The organism is Alkalihalobacillus sp. R86527, assembly GCF_042466185.1.
Taxonomy (GTDB): Bacteria; Bacillota; Bacilli; order Bacillales; family Guptibacillaceae; genus Guptibacillus.
In genome coordinates this window covers 2,466,762-2,492,939 of record NZ_JAXHBW010000001.1, presented here as the reverse complement: position 1 = coordinate 2,492,939, position 26,178 = coordinate 2,466,762, and the positions used below count along the sequence as shown (strand labels likewise).

Below are 26,178 nucleotides of genomic sequence, written 5' to 3'. Positions count from 1 at the left end.
AACGTAGGAGGAACATGGATGTTGCACTCTATGAAATTAGGAAAAGGAATTGTTAAGCCTTTTACTCATTTTCGAACGCTCAGTTCGGCTTATCGGTTAAAAGGTTCATGGTGGCGTCTTCTCTTGCTCAGCTTGCTAGCTTTTGTTGTAACGGCAACAACATCTTTTTTGAACATTAAATATGCTGGTGAGTTACCTGAGTATGCAGGGTTAGAGTCGAGCGAGAAGCTACTATTCGTATTAAGTGAAGTCATATCGAATGGCGTTTTAGGAATTCTTGTCTTTTTCTTCATGATTCTTGTTGGAGCGCTATTATTTTGGCCATTCTTTCAAGATGTTGGGTTTAAAAGACTAGCAATTATACATAGTTACGCTGTATTTATTTTGTTAATCGGAATGATCGTGCAGCTGCCATTTATTATTTTTCTCCATGAGCCCTCATATATTTCACCATTTAGCATCGGTGTCTATATCGATATTTTCGTGGATGATTCATTTTGGTTATTTTTCAGCTATAGTTTGTCGTTGTTTCTCGTATGGGCCATCATTGTGCAATATGCAGCCATCAAACAAGCAACTTCTCATAAAAGAAGTGCAATCATTATCTGGATCATCATTCTCGACATCGCACTAGCTTTCATGATGGCATATATAAGGACGGCATTTTAAATGAGAGGTGGATTTCGTCTTGAATCGTAAGTCGCTCTTGATCAGTATAAGTGTCGGTCTGCTTCTTGTAGCTTTCGTAACTGTGAACACACTCGTCATTCAACGAGTACTTGCAGGAGAGAAGAAGCTAGAAACGGTATCGGTGAAAAAAGAAACGTTTGAAGATTTAAACAGTTTTGCTGGTTTGCTTGTTCCCCAAGATGAAGAAGTCTATTATTACCAGCAATCTAGAGGAGAGATTTCAGAGTTTCTTGTCGGTGAAGGGGAAGAAGTTTCGATCGGAACTGCGCTTTTTGAATATGAAGCTGAAAAGGAAATAGATGTTTCTGAATTAGAAGCAGAGCAAAACAAAGTGGAAACACAGATCGATGTGTTGGATGATCAATTGGATGACCTTGCGTCCCAGGCATCGACAATCCAGCTTAATTCTGATTTGAGAGATGAAGAAAAGATTCAACTTCTACTCGGTATCGATGAACAAATACGCGAAACGGAGTATCAGAAGCGTTTGGCTGAACTAGATGAGAAAGAACTAAATCGAAAAATTCAGGATGCTGATCGTGTAGAAGTCGAAAGAGGGGTAGAATCTTCGTTACAAGGAACGGTTACGAAGATTAACCGAACTCCCAAAAACGGAGAAGCAGTTGCTAAAATAGACTCGAATGAGCTGGCTGTTCAAGGAACTGTCTCAGAACTTGATTATCCACTACTTGCCGTGGATCAAGAAGTAACGATTAAAGCTCCTGCTTATCCTGGACAATCTGTAAGCGGTCGAATTACGATGATGGAAAACCGTCCATATTCGATTGAAGAAGGATCAAGCTACTTCCACTTTACAGTTTTGATAGAAGAAACGGGCGAGATGACAGCAGGTACGCATGTTGAGATTGAAGTTCCTCTTCATCAGAATATTGATGCTCCGATCGTACCTGAAGAAAGCATCATCAACAAAGATGGTATCTCGTACGTCGTAGTGGTTGAGAAGAAGAAGCTACAGTTAAGAACGATCGAAACTGGCAGGATGAAGAACAATTCTGTTGAAGTACTAGCTGGACTTAAAGTGAATGACAAAGTATTGAAAAGACCAAGAGAAGAATTTACCGAACTTCTAACTGAAAAGAAGCAGAGCGGTAAAGAAGAGAAAGAATAGTAAGAAGGCCTGCACGTTACTGCAGGTCTTCTTTGCACATATAACGAAAGGAGAATGGAAGATGAAATACATATCATTTCTTTACAAAGGTGAAAACCGGTTTGGCGTATGGCTTGAAGAGGAGAAAACAGTTATTGATTGTTCCGAGTATTTTCAAGATAAAGGTGAAAGCGTTTCAACTTTAGTAGACTTGATCAGAAAGGATTGCCATGGTGAAGTCGAATTCCTAATGGAACAAAGTGAAGAAAAGTACCGTTTGTCGGCTGAAGATATCACGCTTATTTCGCCGATTCAACGGCCGTTAAAGAATATCTTTTGTGTAGGTAAGAACTACAAAGATCATGCGATTGAGATGGGAAGTGAAAAGGATATTCCTACAAGTCCAATGATTTTCACAAAAGCACCGACAAGTGTTGCGAACCCGAATGAGCTATTGTTGTTTCCTTCAGATGTTTCGTCACAGCTTGATTATGAAGGGGAGCTTGCAATCATCATTGGTAAAGGTGGGAAAGGGATTTCTCGTCAGGAGGCATTGGATCATGTCTTCGGGTATACGATTGTTAACGACATCACAGCTCGTGATCTTCAAAAAAAGCATGGACAGTTTTTTATAGGTAAAAGTCTTGATCAGTCTTGTCCGATGGGACCCGTTATTCTCCACCATTCAGCAATTGCGGATCCTCATAAGCTCAATATCGTTACAAGAATCAACGATGAAGTAAGACAGGACGGGAGTACAGAGGATCTGATTTTTGATATTCCGGAATTACTTTCTGTCCTTTCAAAAGGTATGACTCTTGAAGCTGGAGATATCATCGCAACTGGAACGCCATCTGGTGTTGGGAAAGGATTCAAGCCACCGAAATTCCTTAAACATGGTGATAAGATTACAATTTCTATTGAAGGAATTGGCTCACTTCAGAATGAAATAAGTATAGGGTAAGTGTTTAACAGCTTCATAAAAAAGGAAATGTATGACCAGATTCGAGTTTATCAGGAGGGTTACCAAATGGATAAGTTACATTACATTAACGGAGAATGGACAGGACAAGATTTAGAAAAAATCGAAGTAAGAAATCCAGCAACAAATGAACTCGTTGGAACTGTTCCGATCGGAGGTAAGTCCGAAACGAAAAAAGCGATCGATGCCGCACATAACGCATTCCCCGCATGGTCTAATCTAACTGCATACGAGCGGGCTTCATACTTAAAAAAGCTTCACTCACTCATGCTCGAGCATGAAGAGGAGTTAGCAGAATTAATGACGAAAGAAATGGGAAAACCCCTTCATGAATCGAAGGGAGAAGTAGCTTATTCCGCCTCATTCGTTGAATGGTTTGCTGAAGAAGGAAAACGAGTGTATGGCCGTACGATTCCGCCACATAAAGAAGGTAGAATGATGGAAGTGCGAAAGCAGGCTGTTGGTGTAGTTGGGGCGATCACCCCATGGAATTTCCCTGCTGCGATGATTGCGAGGAAGTTAGCTCCTGCTCTTGCTGCAGGATGTACGTTCGTGGTCAAGCCGCCTTCTGCAACGCCTTTAACTGCTGTTCGACTCGTTGAACTTTGTGAAGAAGCAGGAATTCCAAAAGGAGTCGTGAACCTCGTTTCAGGAAAGTCTTCTGAAGTTGCAGGTGAACTGATGAGTAATCCTCACGTAAGAAAGATTACGTTCACAGGGTCTACTGAGGTTGGTAAGAAATTAATGGAACAAGCTTCAGAAACAGTTAAAAACATTTCTCTCGAGCTTGGAGGGCATGCACCGATTATCGTTCTCGATGATGCGGATATCGAAAAGGCTGTTGATGGCGTTATCGCCTCGAAGTTTAGAAACGGTGGTCAAACATGTATTTGTGGGAACCGTGTGTATGTTCAAGAGAAAGTTCACGACGAGTTCGTTGAGCGATTTGTTAAGAAAACAAAAGAATTAAACGTTGGTAATGGTCTTGAAAAAGGAACGGATATCGGTCCGATGATCGACAAAGATGGGTATGACAAAGTTGATAAGCACGTGAAGAATGCAACGAGTCAAGGAGCAACAGTTGTGCTAGGCGGAGAAGGATACGAAGAAAATGGTTGCTATTTCTATCGCCCAACGATCTTGAAAGATGTTACACCAGGCATGTTGATCATGAATGAGGAAACGTTTGGACCAGTAGCGCCGATTCAAAAGGTATCTACTGATGAAGAAGCGATTAAATATGCGAACCAAACACCATTTGGACTTGCGGCATATGTATTTAGTGAAAGCGTAAGGAGAGGGAATGCCGTTGTTAACGGTCTTGATTATGGTATCGTAGGTTGGAATGACGGAGTTCCTTCTGCTGCACAAGCACCGTTCGGAGGAATGAAGCAAAGTGGTCTTGGACGTGAAGGTGGTCATGAAGGGCTCGAAGCTTACCTTGAAACCAAATATGTTTCGATCGGATTATAAAGCAACAAGAAGCCCCGCTGCATGACAGCGGGGCTTTTTCATTATACAGAAAGGACATCTTTAATTTGGTCGATTGCCCAGTTTAGATCATCTTCACTAATGATTAGTGGAGGGGCAAAGCGGATTACTGTTTCGTGAGTCTCTTTACAGAGAAGGCCTTTCTCTTTTAGCTTCTCACAGTATGGGCGAGCCGCTTCATGAAGCTCGACACCAATGAAAAGACCGCGTCCGCGCACTTCTTTGATAGCAGGGTTATCGATTTCTTTTAATTTTTGTTGGAAGTAGTTTCCTAGTTCGAGTGAACGGTCAGCAAGCTTTTCATTTTCAAGCACTTCGATAGAAGCGATTGAAACTGCACAAGCGAGCGGGTTTCCTCCGAACGTTGAGCCGTGCGAGCCTGGAGTAAACACGCCGAGGACGTTGCTGTTAGCGGCAACACAAGAAATAGGGAAAACACCACCGCCAAGTGCTTTACCAAGAATGTACATATCGGGCTCTACGTTATCCCAATCACAAGCAAACTTTTTACCTGATCGGCAAAGGCCAGCTTGAATTTCGTCAGCAACGAAGAGAACATCATGTTTCTTACAATACTCAAAAGCTTCTTTTAAGAACCCTTCAGGTGGGATGTTGATTCCGGCTTCACCTTGAATCGGTTCAAATAGGAAACCAGCTGTATTCGGTGTGATCGCTTTCTTTAGCGCTTCAATATCACCGTATGGTACGAGCTTGATTCCAGGTAGCATCGGTCCATAGCCACGCTGATATTCTTCTTCAGAAGATAAAGAAACAGCTGTCATTGTACGTCCGTGGAAGTTTCCTTCACATGCAATGATTTCAGCCTTGTCCTTTTCAACACCTTTTACTTCGTAAGCCCAGCGGCGCATCGCTTTTACTGCTGTTTCAACAGCTTCAGCGCCCGTATTCATCGGTAGCACCATGTCTTTGTTCGTAAATTCAGAAATCTTTCGATAAAATGGTCCGAGCTGGTCGTTGTGAAATGCTCTAGAAGTTAATGTGACGCGATCGGCCTGGTCTTTGAGAGCCTGAATGATCTTTGGGTGTCTGTGACCCTGGTTCACTGCTGAATATGCACTTAGCATGTCCATATAGCGATTTCCTTCTGGGTCTTTTACCCAAACCCCTTCAGCTTCTGCGATGACGATAGGTAATGGATGATAGTTGTTAGCACCGTATTGCTCTGTCATTTGAATAATATCCTGTGTTTGTACCATGTTAATCCGTCACTCCCGTCTATATATTCATGTCACACTCCCTTATTATAACAATGAAACTGGCAGGTTCCTATCATTTGAGTCAAAATTATCTGATAGTTTTCGCGGGAATCCTTCTTCGTGATAAGATAGATTTGTTGCAATTATTCTGAGGAGGAACTTTACTATGCTTCATGCACATTACACTGCGTTTGGGTTAACGCTATTGACCTTTCTCATTAGCTATTTTCTTATGAGAAAAGGGAAAATGAAAGTCCAAAAAATCACTCATATGGTGCTTCGGACGTTATACGTCTTAACTCTAATTTCAGGGGTTATCCTCGTTTCAGGGTATAATTTCTGGGGACCTTCTATCGTGAAAGCGGTCCTAGCAATCTGGTTGCTTTCATCGATGGAGATGATTCTTGTAAGAGGGAAGAAAGAAAAGTCAATCTGGCCATTCTGGCTACAGTTTATGTTTTCATTCTTTCTTGTCTTCTTTTATGGGTACTCTGTACTACATCTGTATCAATTGTAAGCCGAAAACCGCCATATTTGTGGCGGTTTTTTTCTATTAAACAAATGGATATTTCTACCGATATATAGAATAGGGTAATAGACTTGTTTTTGCTTTAAAGGTATTCGTATACCTTAGTTTTTGATATCATTGAACATAATTAGAAGTCGTTGGTATTACATAGAACAAAAGATGAGGATCGAATCTTTACTATCATTCTATATGCAGGAGATGAACGAATTGGATGGAGGAACAAAGGCATTATCTCATTTGATCAAGGCATCAACAGAAGAGTTAGAATCGTTGGCTGCTAGTTTGCAGCAGTCGGAGCAGCGATATAACTCCCTATTTGAACAAAATCCTAACCTCGTTTATTCTGTTGACGTTTTTGGTAAGATTACCAGCGTGAACCCTGCTCTTAAACCGTTGTTAGGTTATAGGCCTGATGAGGTGATGGGCAATTATTCACTGGATTTTGTAGCTCAAAGCGATTTCTCGAAAACAAAAGAAAAATTCAATCAGGCTCTTAGAGGGCAAGCGCAGTCTTATGATGTGCATCTGATTCATAAGTCAGGAGAAAGTGTTCTTTTTACAATAACGAACATCCCTATCATCGAGAATGGTGAAGTAGTAGGTGCTTATGGAATCGGAAAGAACATTATGAGGCAGCTTAGAGCTGAAGAGAAAATCGCACACCTTGCATACTATGATGTTCTTACTGAACTACCAAATCGTCTGCTTTTCGAGAATCTTTTAGAAGAATCGCTAAAAGCACGTGAAGAGATGCTTGCTGTCATGTTTGTAGATTTAGATCGTTTTAAGCTCATCAACGATAGTCTTGGTCACCACCGGGGTGATCATATATTAAAACTCGTCACAGCGAAATTGAAAGAAGCAGTACAGGAAGATGCGGTTCTAGCAAGATTTGGTGGCGATGAGTTTACAATGATCCTTTCTGGGATGAATACCGAAAATGATGCGTTGTGTCTTGCGAAAAAGATCATCGATGAGCTGAAAGAACCGATATTATATAATGAAGTAGAATACTTTATGACAGTAGGAATTGGCATCAGCATCTCTCCACATGATGGTGCGAGTATGGATGAGTTAATGCGAAATGCGTATATCGCATTAGACCGTGCGAAAAAGCAGGGCGCGAATCATATTGAATTTTATACTGACGAAATGAATGATCAGGCATTTGAGAGACTAGAATTAGAAAGTTATTTACGTAGAGCAATCGAGAAGGAAGAACTGACGCTTTACTATCAGCCTCAAGTGAATCTTGACGAACAAAAGATCTATGCGTGTGAAGCATTGATCAGGTGGAATCACCCTAAGTTAGGATTAGTGTCTCCTGCAGAGTTCATTCCACTTGCGGAAGATACGGGACTCATAGAAGAAATTGGTATTTGGGTTTTGAACGAGGCGTGTATGCAAACGAAGATGTGGCAGGATTTAGGTTATGAGCACCTATCGATTAGCGTGAACGTATCTGGGCGTCAATTCCAGAGTGAACAGTTCGTTGAATCGGTTCGAGAAGCGTTAAATAAGTCTCAGCTATCGCCTCATTCTCTTCATCTAGAAGTAACGGAGAGTACTACGCTGGTCAATACTGACTATAGTATTTCGATGCTCAAACAGCTAAGAAAGATGGGGATCAAGGTATCGATTGATGATTTCGGAACTGGTTACTCATCCCTTAGTTATTTAAAGGATTTTCCGCTTGATATCTTAAAGATCGACCAATCTTTTATCCGAAACTTAAAAGAAAACAGTGCGGATGCAGCGATTGTCAAAGCCGTTATCACGATGTGTGAAGGCTTGAATCTATCGATCGTTGCAGAAGGGATTGAAACCGAGGAGCAAGGCGAGATCGTCAAACGGTTTGGATGTAATTTCGCACAAGGATTCTTTTATAGTAAACCTTTAAATAAAGAACACTTTGAAAAACTCCTTACTTCTCGTAAATTTCCACTCGCAACTTAAGTGTGCTACACCTATCAAATCCAGTTGATTTGATAGGTGTTTTTTATTCATAATAAAATCATGCAGGAGGGGATAAGAATGAACGATAAAAAGCTGAAGAAGAATGTAGCTGCACCAGGAACGTTTGTAGGTCTCGGAACTGCATTAGGTGTCGTGTTTGGCGTCGTCTTTGATAATATTGGACTTGGAATTGCCCTTGGCGTTGCTTTTGGAGCAGGCTTGGATAGTATCCTATTTACTAAAAAGAAATAACTTTTTGCAGCTTAGTCCTTTGGGCTAAGCTTTTTTGTATGTCGCATTAAATTGTTGAGATGGAGATCTTGCGCTGGTCATTCAGTTTATCCGGCTATGTAGAAGGGAAGAGAAGGGTAGTAACGAGGTGATAGAGATGCAATATGATGTCTTGATTATCGGAGGGGGAATTGCGGGGCTCACCCTTGCAGTCAAGCTAGGTCAGAGCAATGTGAAGACCCTTATCGTAGAAAAAGATCAGAAAAGCGGTTTGATATACAAAGGAGAACTTCTACAGCCCAAAAGTCTCGATATACTAGATCGCATCGGTCTCCTTCAAACGGTGAAAGCCAACGGAGTTAGCCTTCCTTCGATTGAATTTCATGAGTTCGAACGATTGGATAATGGCTCTCTTAAGAAATTAAGTGAAAACGAATTTCGATATGATCTCATTCAATCTCCTTACAATACGTCTTTGATGATTCCGCATGAACGGTTGAAAGAACTATTATTTGAGAAAGCATCAAAGTATGACTCAATTGATTATATACAACCTGCGAAGTTTACAGGGTTTACCGATGAAGAAGCAACGAAGAAAAAAGCGGTGATCGAAACGAAGGAGGGAAGGCTTGAAATCGAGGCAAAGTTCTACGTTGGTGCTGAAGGACGAGCGTCTCCAACGCGAACTGCAATGGATGTGCAAATGAAGAAAACGACATACAACCATCATTTCTTAACAGTCTCATTCCCTCGCCCTGACAGCCTTGATCAATCCACTATCATTACGACACAGAATCGTTTTCTTGGACTCTTTCCTTTACCAAATAATGAAGTGAGAAGTGTATTGTTGATCAAGCCAGGGGAATTCAAGGAAATGCGAAAAGAAGGGCTAAATTCCTTCTACCGCGCGTACTGCGAATTGATACCCGAACTAGATGGGTATGTTCAACAGATCGATTCGTGGAAAAAGATTCAGCTCATGATTCCAGTTCGACACAATGTCTCTCAATATGTAAAAGACAATATTATATTAACGGGCGATGCGGCGCACAGTGTGCATCCGATGGCAGGAGAAGGTATGAATCTTGCGATACAAGATTCTGATATACTCGGAGAACTACTTTGTTGGATGTTTAAGACGAATCAAACAGAATGGCAGCACCTTGCATGGTATGAAAAAGTTAGAAAACCAAGAGCTGAGTTTGTTTCACGCCTTAGTCATCAGGCGGCATTGCTTTATTCATTCCCTTACCGCCCGTGGCAGAGGCTACGGATAAAAGGCGTACAGCAAACAGAACATTCATCCGTGCTTCATTACAAGCAGATGCTTAATACATCTGGATTAGGAATTTGGAAATTTACGATCTTGGATCGTATGAAGCAAGCAGGTCTCCTTCCGGCCAGGAGAAATGATAACAAGCTTTCCGGTATCGAACATAAAGTTATTTTTGACAAAAACGAGGATTACCCTTGGAACAAAGGGTAGTGAGGAGGAGATAGGGTGAACGAGATCAAAAAGATATGGCGTGCAAGGAAATGGATGAAGAGCAATGAGCCGTTCCTTTATGCGTGGCATGCCCATTTAGGTTATGTTCATGATTTATTTGATGAATTTCAACATGGAGCTACTGTTACAGCAGTTGCGGATAAGCGCGAAATGAATGAATTACTCTTAACAAGATGGTCCGAGGTTGGCGTTGCGATCGGCCATTTGAAGATTGACAGGAAAGGATTGATTCGATCAAAGAAGAGTATGGTTGAATCGATGTCAAAAAGTAGTGATCAGAACGTAGGCGTATTGTTAAAAGAGATGATGGAGTTACATATTCCAATCCTCCTTTCGTACTCGGAACTTTTGAACGGCGAGGAGTATGCTTCATATCAAGATGATGATTACGCAGGAACGGTAGCGGCAACTTCTAGTTTTATTGAACGCTTCGCATTTCCGAAAGTATATCAATGGCTTCAAAAGGTTGATGCGAAGTCGGTGGTCGACTTCGGAGCAGGGTATGCAGGCTACCTTTCTAGAATCGGCGCAAAGGAAGAGAATATGAAGCTAGTAGGGATTGAGAAAAGCAGGCAGGTTTGTCTTGATGCTGAGTCACATATTCCATACGAATTAAAATCATCGATCGACCTTTATCCAGAAGACATGATGAGCTGGAGCTGGGATGGTGATCGATTTGATGTAGCGATGATGAATAACTTGCTTTACTATTTTGCGCCGGACGAGCGGTACCAGCTTTTTCAGAAAGCGAGTGAGGTTACAAGTGATAGCGGATCATTGATCATCATCTCCCCACTGCACGAGTCTCAGCACGGACATGCTTTTTCAGCTGCATTCAATAGCTTTATGAGTGCTCATAGTAACCTTCATCAGCTTCCAACTAGCAAGGAGATGGTCGATATGGCCTCGAAGGCAGGCTTTGAATTAAAACAAATGAAGCCTATTGTAAAAGAAGGCGCATGGTACTGTTTAACGTTTCAAAAAGCTATGTGAAGAACCCCTGCTGAGGGTTTCTTTTTTTTGTGAAGTTTCCTATCACAAAACTTGGGCTCCTGCATACGTTAAAGAGAGTATGGATAGGAGGGGAATGCCTTTGTGTGGAATAACAGGGTGGGTAGATTGGAAGCAAGACCTAACACAAAAGGAAACAGTACTTCAACAGATGGCGGCGACCCTGTCTAAACGAGGACCGGATGATACGAATTGTTATATGAATAAACACTGTGGGTTTGGTCACACGCGGCTTATTGTTGTAGACCCGTCTGGTGGAGGCCAGCCGATGTCAAGAACGCATCGTGATCATACGTATACGATCTGTTATAACGGTGAATTGTATAACACAGAGGATATACGAACTGTGCTCCTTACGAAAGGCTATACGTTCAAGTCTCATTCAGATACAGAAGTACTTCTGACTTCTTATATAGAGTGGGGAGAAGCTTGTGTTGATCATTTGAACGGAATCTTTGCCTTCGCCATTTGGGATGACCTGAAGAAACACCTGTTTCTAGCAAGAGATCGCCTAGGAGTAAAGCCTCTTTTTTATCGGTCTAGCGGTCCATCCCTTCAGTTTGGCTCAGAGCTTAAAGCGATTCTTGCGCATCCTGATGTGAAAACGGAGATCGACAGAGAAGGATTACAAGAAATCTTTGGGCTTGGACCTTCTCGTACGCCAGGACACGGCGTATTCAGGGGTATAAATGAGATTCGCCCTGGATTTGCAATGATTTTTAATCAAAACGGATTGAAGACTTGGCGTTATTGGGACGTTAAGAGTAACGAACATACAGATAATCTTGAAACGACTGTAGGAAAGGTGGGCGATCTTCTAAAAGATTCGATTAAGCGCCAATTGGTTGCGGATGTGCCTGTATGTACATTTCTGTCTGGTGGAGTCGACTCAAGTGCGATAACGTCAGTAGCACAATCGGCATTTCAACAAGATGGAAAAGGGATTCTTCGTTCATTTTCTGTCGACTACGTAGACAATGATAAATACTTCGAGAGCAGTGAATTTCAGCCGAATTCAGATGCTCCATGGATAAAACGAGTTTCGTCAGAGCTAGGCACAGATCACAGTAACCATGTGATCGATACCGACCAACTCGTGCACCATTTAAAAGAAGCCGTTATCTGTCGTGATCTGCCAGGTATGGCTGATGTTGATTCATCGCTTTTATGGTTTTCAAAACAAATTAAAAGGCAAGCAACGGTGGCTCTATCTGGAGAGTGCGCCGATGAAATCTTCGGTGGATACCCATGGTTTCACAAACCAGAGCTACTTGACCAAGAACAATTTCCGTGGATGCGTTCGACTTTAGAACGTCAAGCAATGTTAAAAGAAGAGTTGCGAAACAAATTAGACCTCGAAAGCTATGTAACGGAACGGTATCGGGAAACGATTAAGGAAACCCCGACACTTGATGGTGAGAGTGAACTTGAAGCGAAACGAAGAGCGCTTTTCTATTTGAATTTAAATTGGTTTATGACAACTCTTCTCGAACGAAAAGACAGAATGAGTATGGGGGCAAGTCTAGAGGTGCGAGTACCTTTTTCTGATCATCGCATCATCGAATATGTTTGGAATGTTCCATGGGAAATGAAGATGCTAGATGGAAGAGAGAAAGGGCTACTTCGAAAAGCAATGACAGGTGCGTTGTCACACGATGTTCTTTATCGAAAGAAAAGTCCTTACCCGAAAACATATAACCCTGCTTACACCAAAGCTGTGAAAAGCTGGCTAACAGCGACGCTTGCAAATAAGCAAGCACCGATTCTTGAACTGATTGATCGAAAAGTCGTTCAAGACATCCTTGATACGGATGGAAAAGCATTCAAAGTTCCGTGGTTTGGTCAGCTTATGGCAGGACCACAGCTCATCGCCCATCTCGCTCAGATTAATTTTTGGTTAGAACACAACAAGATAAACCTCGTGGACTAAGGGGTGGTCAGTTAAACTTGAAGTGTAAAAATCTCATAATGATAGAATGTCCTGTGGATTAACATAGGACATTTTTTTGGTTAATAGGGCTTTAAATAACACCAATTCATTTAATTTCCGGTCAACAACATATGGTAGAATATGGTTTGGGGTGAGGAGGAAATGGAAAAGAACAGTTCCTTAAAACTACTATCGATCACTTGCTTGGTTGTTAGTATACTTGTTTGGATGCCAAATATTATTTTCGATGTTTCAAGTCAACTATGGATCGTGACATTCTTCATTGCTCCAGTTGGCGTTGTGTTTGCTGCTTTGATTAAAAGAAGGTGGCTTATCATTGCAAACACAGTGATGTTTTTTAGCTTTTTTATCTTTATGTTCATTGGGTATTTCGTAAACTTTATTACTGATGGAAACTCCTAAAGTCGATAAGTATGATTCGAAAACAATGTCATGAAAGAACCGCTCAGAGCTTAAGCTCTGAGCGGTTTTCATTCGCGTGCTATTGAGTTTGAGATTCTTTCACTTTCGGAGATTCTAAGCGATTTAATCGGTCAACAAGGCCGTGACCAAATCCACCTCCAGTAGAAAGACTGTTGCTTGAGTTAATCGCTCCACGAACTTCGTAAGCAGTAGAACCATGCTCAGAGAAGTCGAGTCCTTGTATTTCTTCTTCTCTAGAAACGCGAATGGAAGAGAAGCGGGTGTAGATGAATAGGAATAGTCCTACAGTCGAGAAGGTCCATGCCATGACAGCGAGAATTCCAATAGCTTGAACTCCAAGAAGGGCAGCGCCACCGCCATAGAAAAGACCACCATCTATTGCAAACAGACCTACAGCAAGGGTTCCCCAAACGCCGCATACTCCGTGAACAGCAATCGCTCCGACAGGATCATCTAGCTTCACTCGACGGTCGATCAACTGAACAGCTTCAATGAGAATGACGCCTGCAATAAGGCCAATCGCAATCGCACCGAGAGGAGAGACGCTTGCCGTCCCAGCAGTAATCCCAACAAGTCCCGCAAGCGCACCGTTTAGCGTAAGTGATGCATCGATCTGTTTGTACCTAATGTATGAATAAAGGGCACTTGAAATGACGCCTCCAGACGCAGCTAGGAGAGTAGTAGCGACGATTGTAGGAATAAGTGCATCACTTGCAGATAACGTACTACCAGCGTTGAACCCGAACCATCCGAACCATAGAATAAATACGCCTAAAGCACCAAGAGGTATGTTATGTCCTTGAATAACGTTCACTTTATCTTTTGAATACTTTCCAATACGTCCACCGAGAAATGTTACGGCCACGACAGCACCTAAGGCACCTGTAAGATGGACGACAGTTGAGCCGGCAAAGTCGGTGAATCCTAATTCAGCTAACCAGCCGCCTCCCCAAATCCAGTGTCCTACTACTGGATAAACAAAACCTACCATGGCGATTGTGATCGCGATATAGCTGATCAGTTTCATACGCTCAGCAACTGCTCCTGAGATAATCGTGGCACATGTAGCAGCAAAAACGGCCTGAAAGACAAAGAATCCGATTTGATCAGACTGTCCAATGAGGAAAAACCCGTTACTCCCGATGAATCCGGAAGCAGATTCACCGAACATGAATGCATATCCGACTACGAAGTACAAAACAGCTCCAATCGACATCGTTAACAAGTTTTTCATTAAGATATTAAGTGCATTTTTTGAACGTGTGAACCCTGTTTCTACCATTGCAAATCCCGCATGCATGAAAAACACGAGGAATGTTGCAATCATGACCCAAACCGTATCGATTGACTGACTTAACGCCGTTACCACAGAGTCATCTGCCGCGGCAAAAGCCTTTCCACTTGATAATAGAAGAATAGCTGCAAATAGAACTGATACCTTTTTCATGACGTAACCATCCTTTACGTTATTATTTAAAAGCAGTTAGACCGTGTTCACCAGAGCGTATACGAATGACATCTTCAACAGGATAAACGAAGATTTTACCATCTCCAACTTGCCCAGTGGAACATACATCGCGAATCGTTTTTACAACATGATCGAGAAGGTAATCTTCAAAAATAAGTTCAACTTTCACTTTTGGTTGGAGATCAACTTCGAAGTGGCTTCCTCTGAAAAGTCCCGTTTGTTTCTTTTGTAAACCACATCCTGCTACTTCTGAAACGGTCATTCCAGTAATGCCTTCATCACGTAACCGATCCCTTAAGTCCTGAAATGATTCAGGACGAATAATCGCTTCAACTTTTTTCACCTTCCGGCACCTCCATGTTAGTTAATCTAACAAAAGCTACTTTCTATATGCTTATATTATGCTGTAAAGCGAGGAAGTTCAAGGTTATTTTTAGAATATTTAAAATACTTTGTGAGGTAATCTAACGAATTAAGGAAAGCAAAATGATTTGAACGTAGATGGGGTTTAGGTGGTTGCGTTTTCAGAAACTGAGAGTGAAAAAAGACGAAAAAAAGCTTCCGGAATGAAATCCAGAAGCTTTGGGCTGTTATGTGAGAGAGAGGATCTGTCCTCATAGCGATTCCAATATCGATTCTATTTCTATCGCTTCAGCGTTACTTTATCTCTGGTTTAACAGCAGGAGGAACGAAAGGATAGGCATCATGGGGAGGGAGAGGATTCAGGTTGTATACCGTCTTCTTTCTCTTTTTTAATTGAGTTTGTACATTAAAACTGGAATCGTTTACAATAAGAAAGTATTAACAACGGCTTATGCACAAAATCATAAAGCGTAACAATTGCGGATAGCCTGTTGTTCAGGAGGGAAACCAGTGGCAGTAACGATAAAAGATGTAGCAAAGCTAGCAAATGTCGCCCCATCCACTGTTTCTCGAGTCATTGCAAATAATCCGAGAATCAGTGAAAAAACAAAACGCCGCGTTCGTGAAGCGATGGAAGAACTCGGCTATCACCCAAACTATAACGCACGTAGTCTTGCGAACAGAAGCACACAAACGCTAGGGATTGTGATGCCTAGTTCAGCAGATAAAGTATTTCAAAACCCTTTCTTCCCAGAAGTTCTTCGAGGGATCAGTACGAAAGCGCATGAAAATGAATTTATGCTGTACTTGTCGACAGGTTCGAAGGAAGAAGAAATACTTGATGCTGTGAAAGGAATGGTTCACGGAAGAAGAGTGGATGGTATCGTTTTACTTTACTCTAGAATCGATGATTCCATTATGAAATTCTTAAAAGATGAACAGTTTCCTTTTACTGTTATTGGGAAGCCTTTTAAGTATCCAGATGAAGTGACTCATGTTGATAACGATAATTTTCGAGCGGCAAAAGATGTAACCGAACATCTGATCAGTAGAGGGCATGAGCGTATTGCTTTTGTCGGAGGGAAGCTCGACCTCGTTGTAACCGTCGATCGATTGAGTGGTTATGAGAAGGCACTACGTGAAGCGAACTTAACATATAGGGATGAGTATATTGTGCACGTGGAGTTTCTGAAGGAAGGTGGGCACGAAGCGGTTATGGAATTATGCTCGCTTGAAGAACCGCCAACGGCACTTGTGGTTGCGGATGATTTGATGGCGCTCGGTATTATGAGCAAGCTTGATGAAATCGGACTCTCCGTCCCTGATGATATTTCGATCATCAGCTTTAATAACGTGATGCTCGCTGAATACGCAAGCCCACCATTAACGTCAGTTGATATTAATATCTTTCAACTAGGCTATCAAGCAGTGAACTGCTTACTCGAAAAGATCGAAGATGCAGAATCAAGCAACAAACGAGTTTGTGTCCCGCATAAACTTGTTGAGCGCTGGTCTGTTAAAACATTGTAAAGCATTGGTTTCGAAGACTGTTGAGAATTTCTTGACAGTCTTCTTTTGTATTCTAGAGTTCTTTCATGATGTTTCTTTCTGAAGCTTATCGATGATTGCTAAAAGGGAAGGGTTCGTTTCATGATAATATGCTTGGAATGGGCATTCCATCTTTTCTATTCGTTCAAGTACTGAATTGATTGTAAAAGACGATGGTGATAAAGAGTTGTTAACTTCTTTCCAGTATAAGGGGGCTGCGACGGTCGGTTTATGTTTTCCTCTAGTGGAATAAGGACAAATCATTGTTTTTCCTTCAGCGTGTTGAAGAAAATCGACATACAGTTTACCTTTCCGATTTCTCTTCATTCTTTCGATTGTGAACGAGGCAGGGTTCTGCTGAACAAGGTAGTTCGCAATAAACGAAGTGAATAACCTTGTGTCGTCATACGTTAATTCCAATCCTTTCATAGGAATGTGGATTTGAATTCCTTTGCTACCAGTGAGTTTAGGGAATCCTACGATACCAAGTGAAGAGAGAATCTTGTTAATTTCGTTTGCAGCTAAGATAACAAGGTCGAATGATTTTTCATCAGGCGGATCCAGGTCAAACACGATTTCCACAGGTTTATTAGATTGAATCGTATGAAAAGGAATATGTAATTCCAGTGAACCCTGGTTGCCAAGCCAGACTAGCGTCGACAGATGATTGCAGATGATGTAATCAATATCTTCGCTTCGATCTGTTTGAATGAAAGCTGGAGCATAGGCGGGGCAGTTCTTTTGATAAAATGATTCATTTTCAACACCGTCCGGATAGCGAATGATAGTTAAATGCTTATTTTTCAACATTGGTAAAAGCAACGGCGAAACGTTAAGTAAATAAGAAATATAATCTCTTTTCGTCACATCAGGCCAATATTTCTTTGAAGGATTCGTAAGGAACCCCACTTCATAATAAGGTAAATTGGTTAGGATAAGGTTCATTTCTGTGCATTCTCTATAGTCAGTATCAAGTTGAAATGAAAGAAAGGTAGGATCAATGATTTCGTTGTTCAACATGCCTTTGAAGGAAAGTTCAACACAGATTCCGGGAGCAACTCTGCTGATATTCTGATCGATATGGTCTTGATTTGCAACGATCGTGTGATACAGACTATCATATTCTTCATTAGAAAGTCCTTCGGAAAATGCTCCTACAATCGTTTCATGACCGTCTTTCATAATCGAGACGACAAATTCCTCTCTCTCTTCATGGTAACCATAAATAATAAAATCGCCTCGAAACACGTTGTCGTCAAAAGTGAACAACTCTCTCATCACCTGTTCCACATCATTTCCTACCTTTCTATTTTTGTTGAAAAGAGCAGGCTTTTGGATCACCATTACTTACCGATTGCACGACAGGCTGACGCAATCGTTTATCAGCCGTCCACTCAAGATAGGTTACTTTTACAATGATTTCTGGAGAAAGCCATACAACGTCTTTACGATTAGAATCAAGTGCTAAGATTGGTGAGGCTGGTTGTGTGAATGAATCCACGATTTCAGAGAAATGAGCGATCTCATCACGATTTAACTTTCCTGTACCAGCACTTCCGATGTAGTGCAGCTGATTATTTGAGTCATACAGACCCAATAAGAACGTAGTTATGTTATTTCCTCGAAACGTTACGCCACATACGAGTGCAAAGATGTCTTGATAATTCTTTATCTTCTTCCAGTTGTCGCTTTTTCCATTAATCACATAAGGACTGCGGAGGTCTTTGCAAACGATTCCTTCCATTCCTTTTGCTTTAATAATAGAATAAAGCTGTTCTCCATCCTCGTGATTTTGAACAAGACGAATCGTCTGGTTTTGATCTAAACACTCTTCTAATAATTTAAGTCGTTCAATCAATGGACGATTGTTAATCCATTCGCCACCCCAGTAAATTACGTCAAAAACCATATAGAAAATAGGATTTATTTGCAAACCTTTTGCAATTTGTTCAGGTTTCTTAAGTCGATCTCTACGCATCACATCATGAAAAGAGGGCTCGCCTTTTTCGTTAAGTGAGACGATCTCACCATCTAGAATGAAAGATGGACTCTCAGTCAAGGAAGGCAAATCTTGAAGTTCTGGGTAAGTAGCGGTCCTTTCATTGAGTGATCGATTAAAAAGCTTTAAATGGTATTTGTCGAAATAGGCTAAGACACGAACACCATCCCATTTTACTTGTGCAATCGAATGTGGCGAAATGGGTATGGACGTCGATTTGACAGGTTCAAATGGTTTTATTGGTTTCATCCAAATTCCTCATTTCAGAAGAACGACATCAATCGGTGTATGTTTGCTTTTTCGTACTTCGAAGCGCAATCACGTTATATTTAAGAGCAGAGTAATTCCCTACAGCTCCGTATCCATAAAAAAAGCCCATGAAGAGACCTGCGTATAGATCCTTAGGATGTGCATAAAAGACGGAGATCAGCACACCTAAACATAAAGCAACGGTTGGTACAAATGCTTTAGGCACTTTGAAGATCAGTTTGATGATCTCAGTCACGATCATAATGACAGGAATGGCGAGAACAGCGTCCCAAAAGTTTGTGTGGATAATGGGGAATTCCATAAGCTTTTACCACCTTAATTGAAGAAAGTTTTGTTGATAAAAGTGACTCTAGTTCGCTTCCTTTTCTTTCTTCTTTTTCACAGACACTTTTTTCTTCTTTTGTTCTTTCTTCTTTGGCTTATTCGTTCCGGTTGGTTCAAGACTTGCCTGTAGAGCATCCATCAAGTCCACAACATTTTTCTTTGGTTTATCTTTAACTACTTTTATGTCGTCACCAGAGATTTTACTTTGGATGAGCGCCATAATGGCTTCACGTCGCTCATCTTTGTACTGCGATGGATCAAATTCAGTTGTGAGCTGTTCGATTAATTGTTGAGCCATTTTCAATTCTTTGTCACTCAAATCCATTTCTTCAGGTAGATCAGGAACATGAGCCAATTCGCGAACTTCATCTGGGAAATACATCGTTTCCATCATCAAACCATGTTTGTACACTCTAACAGCAGCAAGGTGTTCTTTTGAACGTATCGTGATTTTCGCAATGCCAATCCTGCCGGAAGTCTCCATCGCTTTCTTTAGGAGCATGTATGGTTTACTGCCGTTGTCGTTTGGTCCGATGAAGTAGGAACGATTGAAAAAGACAGGATCAATGTCATCTAATTCCACGAAATCTACAATCTCGACCGACTTGTTTTTTTCCTGTGCGAGAGCTTCGATTTCATCTCTTTCGATAATGACAAACTTACCATCTTCATATTCATAACCACGAACAATTTCATCAGATTCAAGCGCTTTTTCACAGTGCGAACAAGTCTTTTCATAGTTGATCGGTGTATGACATTTCTCATGGAGATAGCGCATCTTAATATCCTTGTTTTCTGTTGCTGAATAAAGCTTTATTGGGATGTTGACCAACCCAAAACTAATCGAGCCTTTCCACATCGTATGCATGATTCTTTCCATCCTTTCAGGGTATCTATACTGTTAGAATGTCTCACGAACAGTAAAGCATGCAGGCTGGTGTAGAAAAGGGTGGAGAGGGAGTGCGCCGGAAGGGAACACGAGGGGGGATGGCGCTGGTTTGAGGAGTGTTTATTGTCCAAACTTCACAGATGCTTCTGAAACGAAAAAAACCTCCCCGAAAAGGGAGGCGTCTCTCATTCATTAAGACGACATAAACTGTCCGCCATTAATATGAATCGTTTGACCAGTCATATAAGAAGAATCGTCACTTCCGAGGAGTACATACGCTGATGCGAGTTCCTCAGGTTGACCAGGACGTCCCATCGGTGTGTTTGTCCCGAAATCTTTTACTTTATCGCTTGAGAAAGTGGAAGGAATAAGAGGTGTCCAAATGGGACCTGGAGCGACGCTATTCACGCGAATCCCTTTACCGACAAGGGATTTTGCCATGCTTCTAGTGAATGCCGTGATCGCGCCTTTCGTACTAGAATAGTCGATTAGCTGCTCGTTTCCTTCGTATGCCGTTATGGAAGAAGTGTTGATGATGGCACTCCCTTTCTTCAAGTGAGGAAGAGCTGCTTTTGTAAGATGGAACATTGAGAAGACGTTCGTACGGTACGTTTTCTCAAGTTGTTCAGCTGTAATGTCTTCAAGTCCTTGTTGTGGGTGTTGTTCTGCAGCGTTGTTAATGAGAATATCGAGCTTGCCGTAAGCTTCGATCACCTGATTGATAACGCTTTGGCAAAATGCCTCATCCCCAATATCTCCAGCGAGGAGGAGGCATTCCGCGCCTTCTCCTTCGATGAGCTTCTTCGTGTTGTGTGCATCTTCTTCTTCATCCAAGTAGACAATGGCAAGCTTTGCGCCTTCTTTCGCATATGCAAGAGCTGCAGCTTCACCGATTCCACTATCGCCACCCGTGATGAGAGCTACTTTATCGGTGAGTTTTCCTGATCCTTTGTATTCCGAGTCATTGATCAATGGCTTTGGATTCATTTCTTCTTGTGAACCTGGCTGATGGTTTTGGTGTTGAGCTGGTTGTCCATTTGTTTGTTTATTATCAGAGCGCATAATCAGATCATCCTTTCAATGAAATTTTCTCTATGGTAGTGATTACCATTCTGTTTCATTTTCAAACCTTTATTCAGCGATGTAGGAAATGGAAATTCATGATAAACTAGAAAAAGTATAAGTAGTCAGTGAGGGAAACGCGATGGAAAATGATAAACAGTTTGAACAACGGTTAGCAACATTCTTAAAAGAAAGTCAGCCTAACATTGTTCAAAAGTGGCTTACGATTGCGAAGCTTTCTAAAGAAGACCCATACTATGAAGAAATCATTAACAATGGCAAACGAACGGTAGAGTTAATATCACACTATATTTTGACTGAGGATGAAAGCTGGATCGTTACGTTGACGAAAAAGATTGCAACTGAACGGATTCAAGCGAATGTAAACATTGGAGAGTTCGTTGCGAATATTAACTCGGGTCGATCCGTCGTCATCTCAGTTTTGAATGAATCACACTTTAACAGAAGCGATCTTTCAAGAGCGCTGGATATCATTAATAATTATTTTAATTCCTACCTTTATCATTCTGTAACGGAATATACGAAACTAAAGGATAGCATCATACAAGATAAGAATTTATTTATTAAAGAGATGCATAGCGACAGACTAACAATACTTGGCCAATTAGGTGCGAGCTTTGCACATGAGTTTCGAAATCCACTTACATCAATTAAAGGTTTTCTCAAACTTTTAGAAGATCAGCCTGATTACGAAGAAGCACTTAGAAAGCATTATTTTGAAATTATTAATGAAGAAATGAATAACCTTGAAGAAAAAGTTCGACAGTTCCTATTTTTATCAAAGATGCGTGGAATCGATGATAAACCAACAAAGTTGAACATGAGCGGTTTGCTACATTATTCTGTTCAAGTGTTGTATCCAAGGCTTCTGGAGGCGAATATTGAGGTTTCAACAGATATTTCTTCCGATTTAAGCGTCTGTGGAGTAGAGGAACAGCTAAAGCAAGTCTTCCTAAATATCGTGATCAACGCAATAGAGGAGTTAAACGAGAAGGAGCAAGAGCCTAGAACAATTAAAGTGGTGGGAATGGTTGATAATGATTTCGTTATTACATACATCTCTAATAATGGAAAGCCAATTCCGTCTCATCTTGTAGAAAGTATTTTCGAACCATTTATTAGCACAAAAGAGCTTGGAACAGGCCTTGGACTTTCAGTATGTAAACAAATTATCGAGAAGCACAATGGAACGATAACCGTTCATTCGGATGAAGATGAAACGACTTTCATTATTAAACTTCCACATACTAGTTGACAGAATAGTAAAGGAATAGTAGTTTAAGGATAATCATATGAAATGCTTATAAGTCCACTAGGGGAGTCATGTGACCATGACTGAGACAGGTATACCTGGACCCTTTGAACCTGATCTGGTTAGCGCCAGCGTAGGAAAGTGGAGACGGATGCAAACGCAACCGCTCCATTTTTGGAGCGGTTTTTAGTATGCTTCAGAAATGTAGATGTTCGTGCATGTGGGCTCCTTTCCTCATTATCAGGTGGATGATAAGCGGGAAGGAGTTTTTTTATATGTCATTTACAGATCAAATTAGAAGAGAAGCAGACCCTATCTTTGAGGCGATTTACAAGCATCCATTCGTTAGGGGCATCGCGACAGGTCATCTAGGAAAAGAACAGCTCATTCATTATGTGAAACAAGATTTCGAGTATTTAAATACGTTCGCGCGTATTTATGGAATCGCCCTTTCGAAGTGTGGAGAGAGAGAAGAGATGGAGTTCTTTAATGAACAAATTTCATTTGTTTTAACTAGCGAAGTACACCCACATACGAATTTTTGTAATGCAGCAGGCGTGACATACGAGGAGTTACAAGGGTTTCCGCTCGCTCCCACTGCACACCATTATACGAGGCATATGCTAGATGCGGCTCATACTGGTTCATTGGGCGATATCGCGGCAGCATTGCTTCCTTGTCCATGGACGTATCAAGAAATCGGCCAGCGCCTTATGGAAGACATTGCCCCAAATAGCGATCATCCATTTTATGAATGGATCACGTTTTATGGCGAAAAAGAGATGGCGTCCGTTACAGAAAAATTAAGGGTGATCGTAGACGAGCGAGCAAAAACAGCCACTGAATCTGAACTTCAACGGATGAGAGATTACTATATTCGAAGCTGTCAGCTTGAGTATGGATTTTGGGAGATGGCCTATACGATCGAGCAATGGCCAGTTCCAATGATGGAGAGTGAGCGGATATGAATCGTTTAAAACTTTCAGATATTCTTATTACGATTGTAATCGCCCTTGTTTTTGGGATTATTTATAAGCTTTGGGGACCGGTTTATAGTTTAGTCAAACCATTCGGACTTCATATCGGTGATGTTGCTTATGGCATGTGGTTTATTGCTGGAACGGTAGCAATGCTTATTCTTAGAAAGCCAGGAGTTGCTTTACTTGCAGAAACAGCTGCAGCATCAGGTGAATTCCTTGTAGGTTCAGAGTACGGGTTGTCTGTTTTGTTATATGGAATTGTGCAAGGTCTTGGGACAGAGTTAGTGTTTATGTTGTTTGGCTACAAGCGTTATACAGCATTTGTAGCAGCAGTAAGTGGAATTGCTGCAGCAGCGGGCTCGCTGATCATGGATGTCGCTTACGGGTATATTTTGGATCTCGCTCTATGGAATCTGATCTTACTGATTTCTGCGAGGGTACTTGGTGGGTTGCTCATCGCTGGGATCTTTGCTTATTTCCTTGTTGAGGCTCTCGAAAAAACAGGAGTGACGAGCCTTGTAAGACCAGCAAGTGACGAGGACTTCAACGCACTCGATAAGTAAGGAGGAGTTTTATGAAAGTCGGAGTGACAAATTTAAGAGTGAAATATTCAGGTTCTTCTGAGTTGCTCTTTAAAGACCTTTCTCTTCATATCCAAAAAGGTGAAAAAGTACTGTTACTAGGTCCGAGTGGCTGCGGTAAATCAACGCTACTCCAAGTACTATCAGGACTTATCCCTGCTGCAGTACCAGTTCCAATGAAAGTAGAAGAAAAGGTAATCGCGGAGTCGGCTGGGTACGTATTTCAAGATCCTGATGCTCAATTTTGTATGCCCTATGTTGATGAAGAGATGGCATTTGTACTTGAGAACCGTGGCGTTTCACGAGGTCACATGGACGAATTAATACGAAAGAACCTTCGTAAAGTAGGACTGAACTTTGAAAACCCGCATGTTGAAATTTCGTCTCTTTCTCAAGGGATGAAGCAGAGACTTGCAATCGCTTCTGTTCTTTCTTTAGAGCCAGATGTGCTTTACCTTGATGAACCGACTGCACTTCTAGATCCTGAGGGAACAGATGACGTTTGGGAAACAATTAAACGTATTGATGAAAACCAAACAATGGTCATTGTGGAACATAAAGTTGATAATGTCATCGACTTTGTCGACCGTGTCGTTCTTTTTGACCACGATGGGAACATCCTAGCAGATGCTGATCCTGAGTCCATCCTTTCATTTTATAAGGATAAGATGAAGGAATATGGAATTTGGTATCCGGGAGTGTGGGATGAACACAAACAAGCACTTACTTTGAAAAGAAGTACTAACCAAACGACACCGTTAGTAACAGTAGAGAATCTAAAAGGATATAGAGGGAAGAACTGTCTGATCGACATTCCTGGATTAGCGATACATGAAGGCGAGTGGATCGTCGTAACGGGTGAGAATGGCGCGGGGAAAAGCTCTTTGCTCCTTAGCTTGATGAGAGTGTTGAAAACAACAGGTCTCGTGTGTGTGGATGGAGAAGAGTTGCATTCTATTAAAGAAGCTAGGAAAGAGCTTGCTTTTGTGTTTCAAAATCCAGAATTTCAGTTTGTTACAAATTCGGTTTACGATGAGTTAGCTTATTCCATTTCGAATGATGTTCATGAAAAGGTAACGAATTGGCTAACAGAGTATGATTTATTAGAGCTTCAACATCAGCATCCTTACCAACTTTCGACGGGTCAGAAAAGAAAGCTTAGTGTCGGCACAGCGTTGTTTGGTGACCAAAGGGTGTTGTTGTTAGATGAACCAACGTTTGGTCAAGATGCGAAGAATACCTTTAAACTCTTACAGTACTTTGAAGAAATAAGATCAAAAGGTACGATCATTCTGATGGTCACTCATGATCGTCATATCGTTGAAACGTACGCTATGAGAGAATGGGTTGTTTCAGAAGGGAAATTGATTTGTGATCGCAGCTTGAACAGTAGAGAGGAGGCTATCTTTCATGCAGTGGACTCTTAATTATCACGAAACGTGGTTGCATCGAATGAACCCTGCATTCAAGCTCGTCTTTTTCCTCGTGCTGTTTCTAGGACTGTTGTTTATTCATAATCCCAACGTGATTACCTATATTACAATGATTCCGCTTGTCCTTGTAGCGTTTTATACAGGACATAAAAAGAAACTGTTAGGTATCTTAATGATTCCATTTCTGCTATTGTTTTTTTCTAGTGCTTCAAGCATGATCTTCTTTGGACAGGGATCAACAACGTGGTGGAAATGGGGACTTATTCACATTACGGAAGAAAGCTTTTATAGAGGTCTTCACGTCGGGTTCAGAGCATTGAACTTTGCCTTGCTCGGCTTGATTTTCGCACTTACTACCAGACCAGTCTTGTTGTTTTATTCTCTCACTCAGCAGCTTAAAGTACCTCCAAGGTTCGCATATAGCTTTATGGCAGCTGTACGAATCCTACCGATGATGGTCGAAGAGTTTCAACAGCTCAAAACAGCTCTCCTTATTCGAGGCGTGAAGAAAGAAAAAGGGTTTAAGAGAATAACGCAGTCCATAAAGTTGTACGCCGTGCCTTTACTGTCGCAAAGTATTCGGAGAGCGCACAGGATAGCGGTAGCGATGGAATCCAAACAGTTCCATAATGGAAAGCGTACGTATTATTACGAAACCCGCCTATCAAAGTTTGATCTGCTGTTTGTGATGTATGTGATTGTTGGAGTAGGCGTAACAATATGGCTGGGACTAGAGTTTCCAACCTATGCGGTTACGGATGTCCGAAAGTAAAAGAAGAGGTTAACTGCCGAGAAGCATATCGGCAGTTTTATTTTGTTTTGGAGCGGTACTTACAATTGTTATCTCCTGTTGAGAGAAGAACTTTTCCTACAAAAAAGAAGACTGGATTTC

The 26,178-nt window shown here is 41.4% G+C and carries 25 protein-coding genes, 1 pseudogene and 1 riboswitch; of the genes and pseudogenes, 18 read left to right on the top strand and 8 right to left on the bottom strand.

Annotated features, from left to right (window positions below; genetic code table 11):
• Positions 1 to 18: 18 nt before the first annotated feature.
• From SJY16_RS12790 to SJY16_RS12775, 4 genes are all read left to right on the top strand, one after another.
• Positions 19 to 669, top strand: coding sequence for a hypothetical protein (locus tag SJY16_RS12790; RefSeq protein WP_377889690.1), 651 nt, complete (start codon positions 19 to 21; stop codon positions 667 to 669).
• A gap of 19 nt (positions 670 to 688) precedes the next feature.
• The gene (locus SJY16_RS12785; protein ID WP_377889688.1) at positions 689 to 1,819 is read left to right on the top strand and encodes an efflux RND transporter periplasmic adaptor subunit; all 1,131 of its coding nucleotides are present in this window, start codon (positions 689 to 691) and stop codon (positions 1,817 to 1,819) included.
• Between the two features lie 61 nt (positions 1,820 to 1,880).
• Positions 1,881 to 2,762, top strand: coding sequence for a fumarylacetoacetate hydrolase family protein (locus SJY16_RS12780; RefSeq protein ID WP_377889686.1), 882 nt, complete (start codon positions 1,881 to 1,883; stop codon positions 2,760 to 2,762).
• A gap of 66 nt (positions 2,763 to 2,828) precedes the next feature.
• Positions 2,829 to 4,253 (top strand): NAD-dependent succinate-semialdehyde dehydrogenase, encoded by a 1,425-nt coding sequence (locus tag SJY16_RS12775; protein WP_377889684.1) that lies wholly within the window; start codon positions 2,829 to 2,831, stop codon positions 4,251 to 4,253.
• 41 nt (positions 4,254 to 4,294) lie between these two features.
• Here the strand turns inward: SJY16_RS12775 and SJY16_RS12770 are convergent, their stop codons facing one another.
• Positions 4,295 to 5,488, bottom strand: coding sequence for an ornithine--oxo-acid transaminase (locus SJY16_RS12770; protein WP_377889682.1), 1,194 nt, complete (start codon positions 5,486 to 5,488; stop codon positions 4,295 to 4,297).
• Between the two features lie 166 nt (positions 5,489 to 5,654).
• Here SJY16_RS12770 and SJY16_RS12765 point away from each other — a divergent pair, with 166 nt between their 5' ends.
• The 7 genes from SJY16_RS12765 to SJY16_RS12735 all read left to right on the top strand — a co-directional run bounded on the left by SJY16_RS12765 (position 5,655) and on the right by SJY16_RS12735 (position 13,075).
• On the top strand, positions 5,655 to 6,005 hold the full coding sequence (locus tag SJY16_RS12765; RefSeq protein ID WP_377889681.1) for a DUF1516 family protein: 351 nt from the start codon (positions 5,655 to 5,657) through the stop codon (positions 6,003 to 6,005).
• Between the two features lie 219 nt (positions 6,006 to 6,224).
• Positions 6,225 to 7,973 carry a sensor domain-containing protein gene (locus SJY16_RS12760; RefSeq protein ID WP_377889679.1) on the top strand — a complete coding sequence of 583 codons (1,749 nt, stop codon included), beginning with the start codon at positions 6,225 to 6,227 and terminating at the stop codon, positions 7,971 to 7,973.
• Between the two features lie 78 nt (positions 7,974 to 8,051).
• Positions 8,052 to 8,225, top strand: coding sequence for a glycine zipper domain-containing protein (locus SJY16_RS12755; protein WP_377889677.1), 174 nt, complete (start codon positions 8,052 to 8,054; stop codon positions 8,223 to 8,225).
• Between the two features lie 136 nt (positions 8,226 to 8,361).
• Positions 8,362 to 9,690: an FAD-dependent oxidoreductase gene (locus SJY16_RS12750; RefSeq protein WP_377889675.1), complete on the top strand. Its 1,329-nt coding sequence runs from the start codon at positions 8,362 to 8,364 to the stop codon at positions 9,688 to 9,690.
• A gap of 15 nt (positions 9,691 to 9,705) precedes the next feature.
• Positions 9,706 to 10,704 carry a class I SAM-dependent methyltransferase gene (locus SJY16_RS12745; protein ID WP_377889673.1) on the top strand — a complete coding sequence of 333 codons (999 nt, stop codon included), beginning with the start codon at positions 9,706 to 9,708 and terminating at the stop codon, positions 10,702 to 10,704.
• Positions 10,705 to 10,804: 100 nt separating this feature from the next.
• On the top strand, positions 10,805 to 12,652 hold the full coding sequence (gene asnB / locus SJY16_RS12740) for an asparagine synthase (glutamine-hydrolyzing) (RefSeq protein ID WP_377889672.1): 1,848 nt from the start codon (positions 10,805 to 10,807) through the stop codon (positions 12,650 to 12,652).
• 162 nt (positions 12,653 to 12,814) lie between these two features.
• Positions 12,815 to 13,075, top strand: a complete 261-nt coding sequence (locus SJY16_RS12735) for a hypothetical protein (protein ID WP_377889671.1) — start codon at positions 12,815 to 12,817, stop codon at positions 13,073 to 13,075.
• A gap of 79 nt (positions 13,076 to 13,154) precedes the next feature.
• Here the strand turns inward: SJY16_RS12735 and SJY16_RS12730 are convergent, their stop codons facing one another.
• Complete coding sequence (locus SJY16_RS12730; protein ID WP_377889669.1) at positions 13,155 to 14,543, bottom strand: ammonium transporter; 1,389 nt, start codon at positions 14,541 to 14,543, stop codon at positions 13,155 to 13,157.
• Positions 14,544 to 14,565: 22 nt separating this feature from the next.
• Positions 14,566 to 14,907 (bottom strand): P-II family nitrogen regulator, encoded by a 342-nt coding sequence (locus SJY16_RS12725; RefSeq protein ID WP_224881418.1) that lies wholly within the window; start codon positions 14,905 to 14,907, stop codon positions 14,566 to 14,568.
• Between the two features lie 261 nt (positions 14,908 to 15,168).
• On the opposite strand from SJY16_RS12725, the pseudogene SJY16_RS12720 reads away from it, so the two are divergent.
• Positions 15,169 to 15,264: pseudogene (locus SJY16_RS12720) on the top strand (sugar ABC transporter permease); the annotation flags it as partial.
• 173 nt (positions 15,265 to 15,437) lie between these two features.
• On the top strand, positions 15,438 to 16,457 hold the full coding sequence (locus SJY16_RS12715) for a LacI family DNA-binding transcriptional regulator (RefSeq protein WP_377889667.1): 1,020 nt from the start codon (positions 15,438 to 15,440) through the stop codon (positions 16,455 to 16,457).
• 63 nt (positions 16,458 to 16,520) lie between these two features.
• Here the strand turns inward: SJY16_RS12715 and ligD are convergent, their stop codons facing one another.
• The 5 genes from ligD to SJY16_RS12690 all read right to left on the bottom strand — a co-directional run bounded on the left by ligD (position 16,521) and on the right by SJY16_RS12690 (position 21,019).
• Positions 16,521 to 17,765, bottom strand: a complete 1,245-nt coding sequence (ligD, locus tag SJY16_RS12710; RefSeq protein ID WP_377889666.1) for a non-homologous end-joining DNA ligase — start codon at positions 17,763 to 17,765, stop codon at positions 16,521 to 16,523.
• Between the two features lie 16 nt (positions 17,766 to 17,781).
• Entirely contained in the window at positions 17,782 to 18,723 is a 942-nt protein-coding gene (locus SJY16_RS12705) for an ATP-dependent DNA ligase (protein WP_377889664.1), read from the bottom strand.
• Positions 18,724 to 18,751: 28 nt separating this feature from the next.
• Complete coding sequence (locus tag SJY16_RS12700; RefSeq protein WP_377889662.1) at positions 18,752 to 19,045, bottom strand: hypothetical protein; 294 nt, start codon at positions 19,043 to 19,045, stop codon at positions 18,752 to 18,754.
• A gap of 48 nt (positions 19,046 to 19,093) precedes the next feature.
• Positions 19,094 to 19,936, bottom strand: coding sequence for a non-homologous end joining protein Ku (gene ku, locus SJY16_RS12695; protein WP_377889661.1), 843 nt, complete (start codon positions 19,934 to 19,936; stop codon positions 19,094 to 19,096).
• A 213-nt stretch (positions 19,937 to 20,149) separates the two neighbouring features.
• Positions 20,150 to 21,019, bottom strand: a complete 870-nt coding sequence (locus SJY16_RS12690) for an SDR family oxidoreductase (protein WP_377889659.1) — start codon at positions 21,017 to 21,019, stop codon at positions 20,150 to 20,152.
• Positions 21,020 to 21,161: 142 nt separating this feature from the next.
• Here SJY16_RS12690 and SJY16_RS12685 point away from each other — a divergent pair, with 142 nt between their 5' ends.
• The 5 genes from SJY16_RS12685 to SJY16_RS12665 all read left to right on the top strand — a co-directional run bounded on the left by SJY16_RS12685 (position 21,162) and on the right by SJY16_RS12665 (position 26,058).
• Positions 21,162 to 22,295 carry a histidine kinase N-terminal domain-containing protein gene (locus SJY16_RS12685; protein WP_377889657.1) on the top strand — a complete coding sequence of 378 codons (1,134 nt, stop codon included), beginning with the start codon at positions 21,162 to 21,164 and terminating at the stop codon, positions 22,293 to 22,295.
• 49 nt (positions 22,296 to 22,344) lie between these two features.
• Positions 22,345 to 22,449, top strand: a riboswitch (TPP riboswitch).
• Between the two features lie 118 nt (positions 22,450 to 22,567).
• Positions 22,568 to 23,260 (top strand): thiaminase II, encoded by a 693-nt coding sequence (gene tenA / locus SJY16_RS12680; protein WP_377889655.1) that lies wholly within the window; start codon positions 22,568 to 22,570, stop codon positions 23,258 to 23,260.
• A complete protein-coding gene (locus SJY16_RS12675) occupies positions 23,257 to 23,835 on the top strand; it encodes an ECF transporter S component (protein WP_377889653.1) in 579 nt (192 codons plus the stop codon). The genes tenA and SJY16_RS12675 overlap by 4 nt, the downstream gene beginning before the upstream one ends.
• Before the next feature lie 11 nt (positions 23,836 to 23,846).
• On the top strand, positions 23,847 to 25,280 hold the full coding sequence (locus SJY16_RS12670) for an ABC transporter ATP-binding protein (RefSeq protein ID WP_377889651.1): 1,434 nt from the start codon (positions 23,847 to 23,849) through the stop codon (positions 25,278 to 25,280).
• Entirely contained in the window at positions 25,264 to 26,058 is a 795-nt protein-coding gene (locus tag SJY16_RS12665) for an energy-coupling factor transporter transmembrane component T family protein (protein ID WP_377889650.1), read from the top strand. The genes SJY16_RS12670 and SJY16_RS12665 overlap by 17 nt, the downstream gene beginning before the upstream one ends.
• The last annotated feature ends 120 nt before the right edge of the window (positions 26,059 to 26,178 follow it).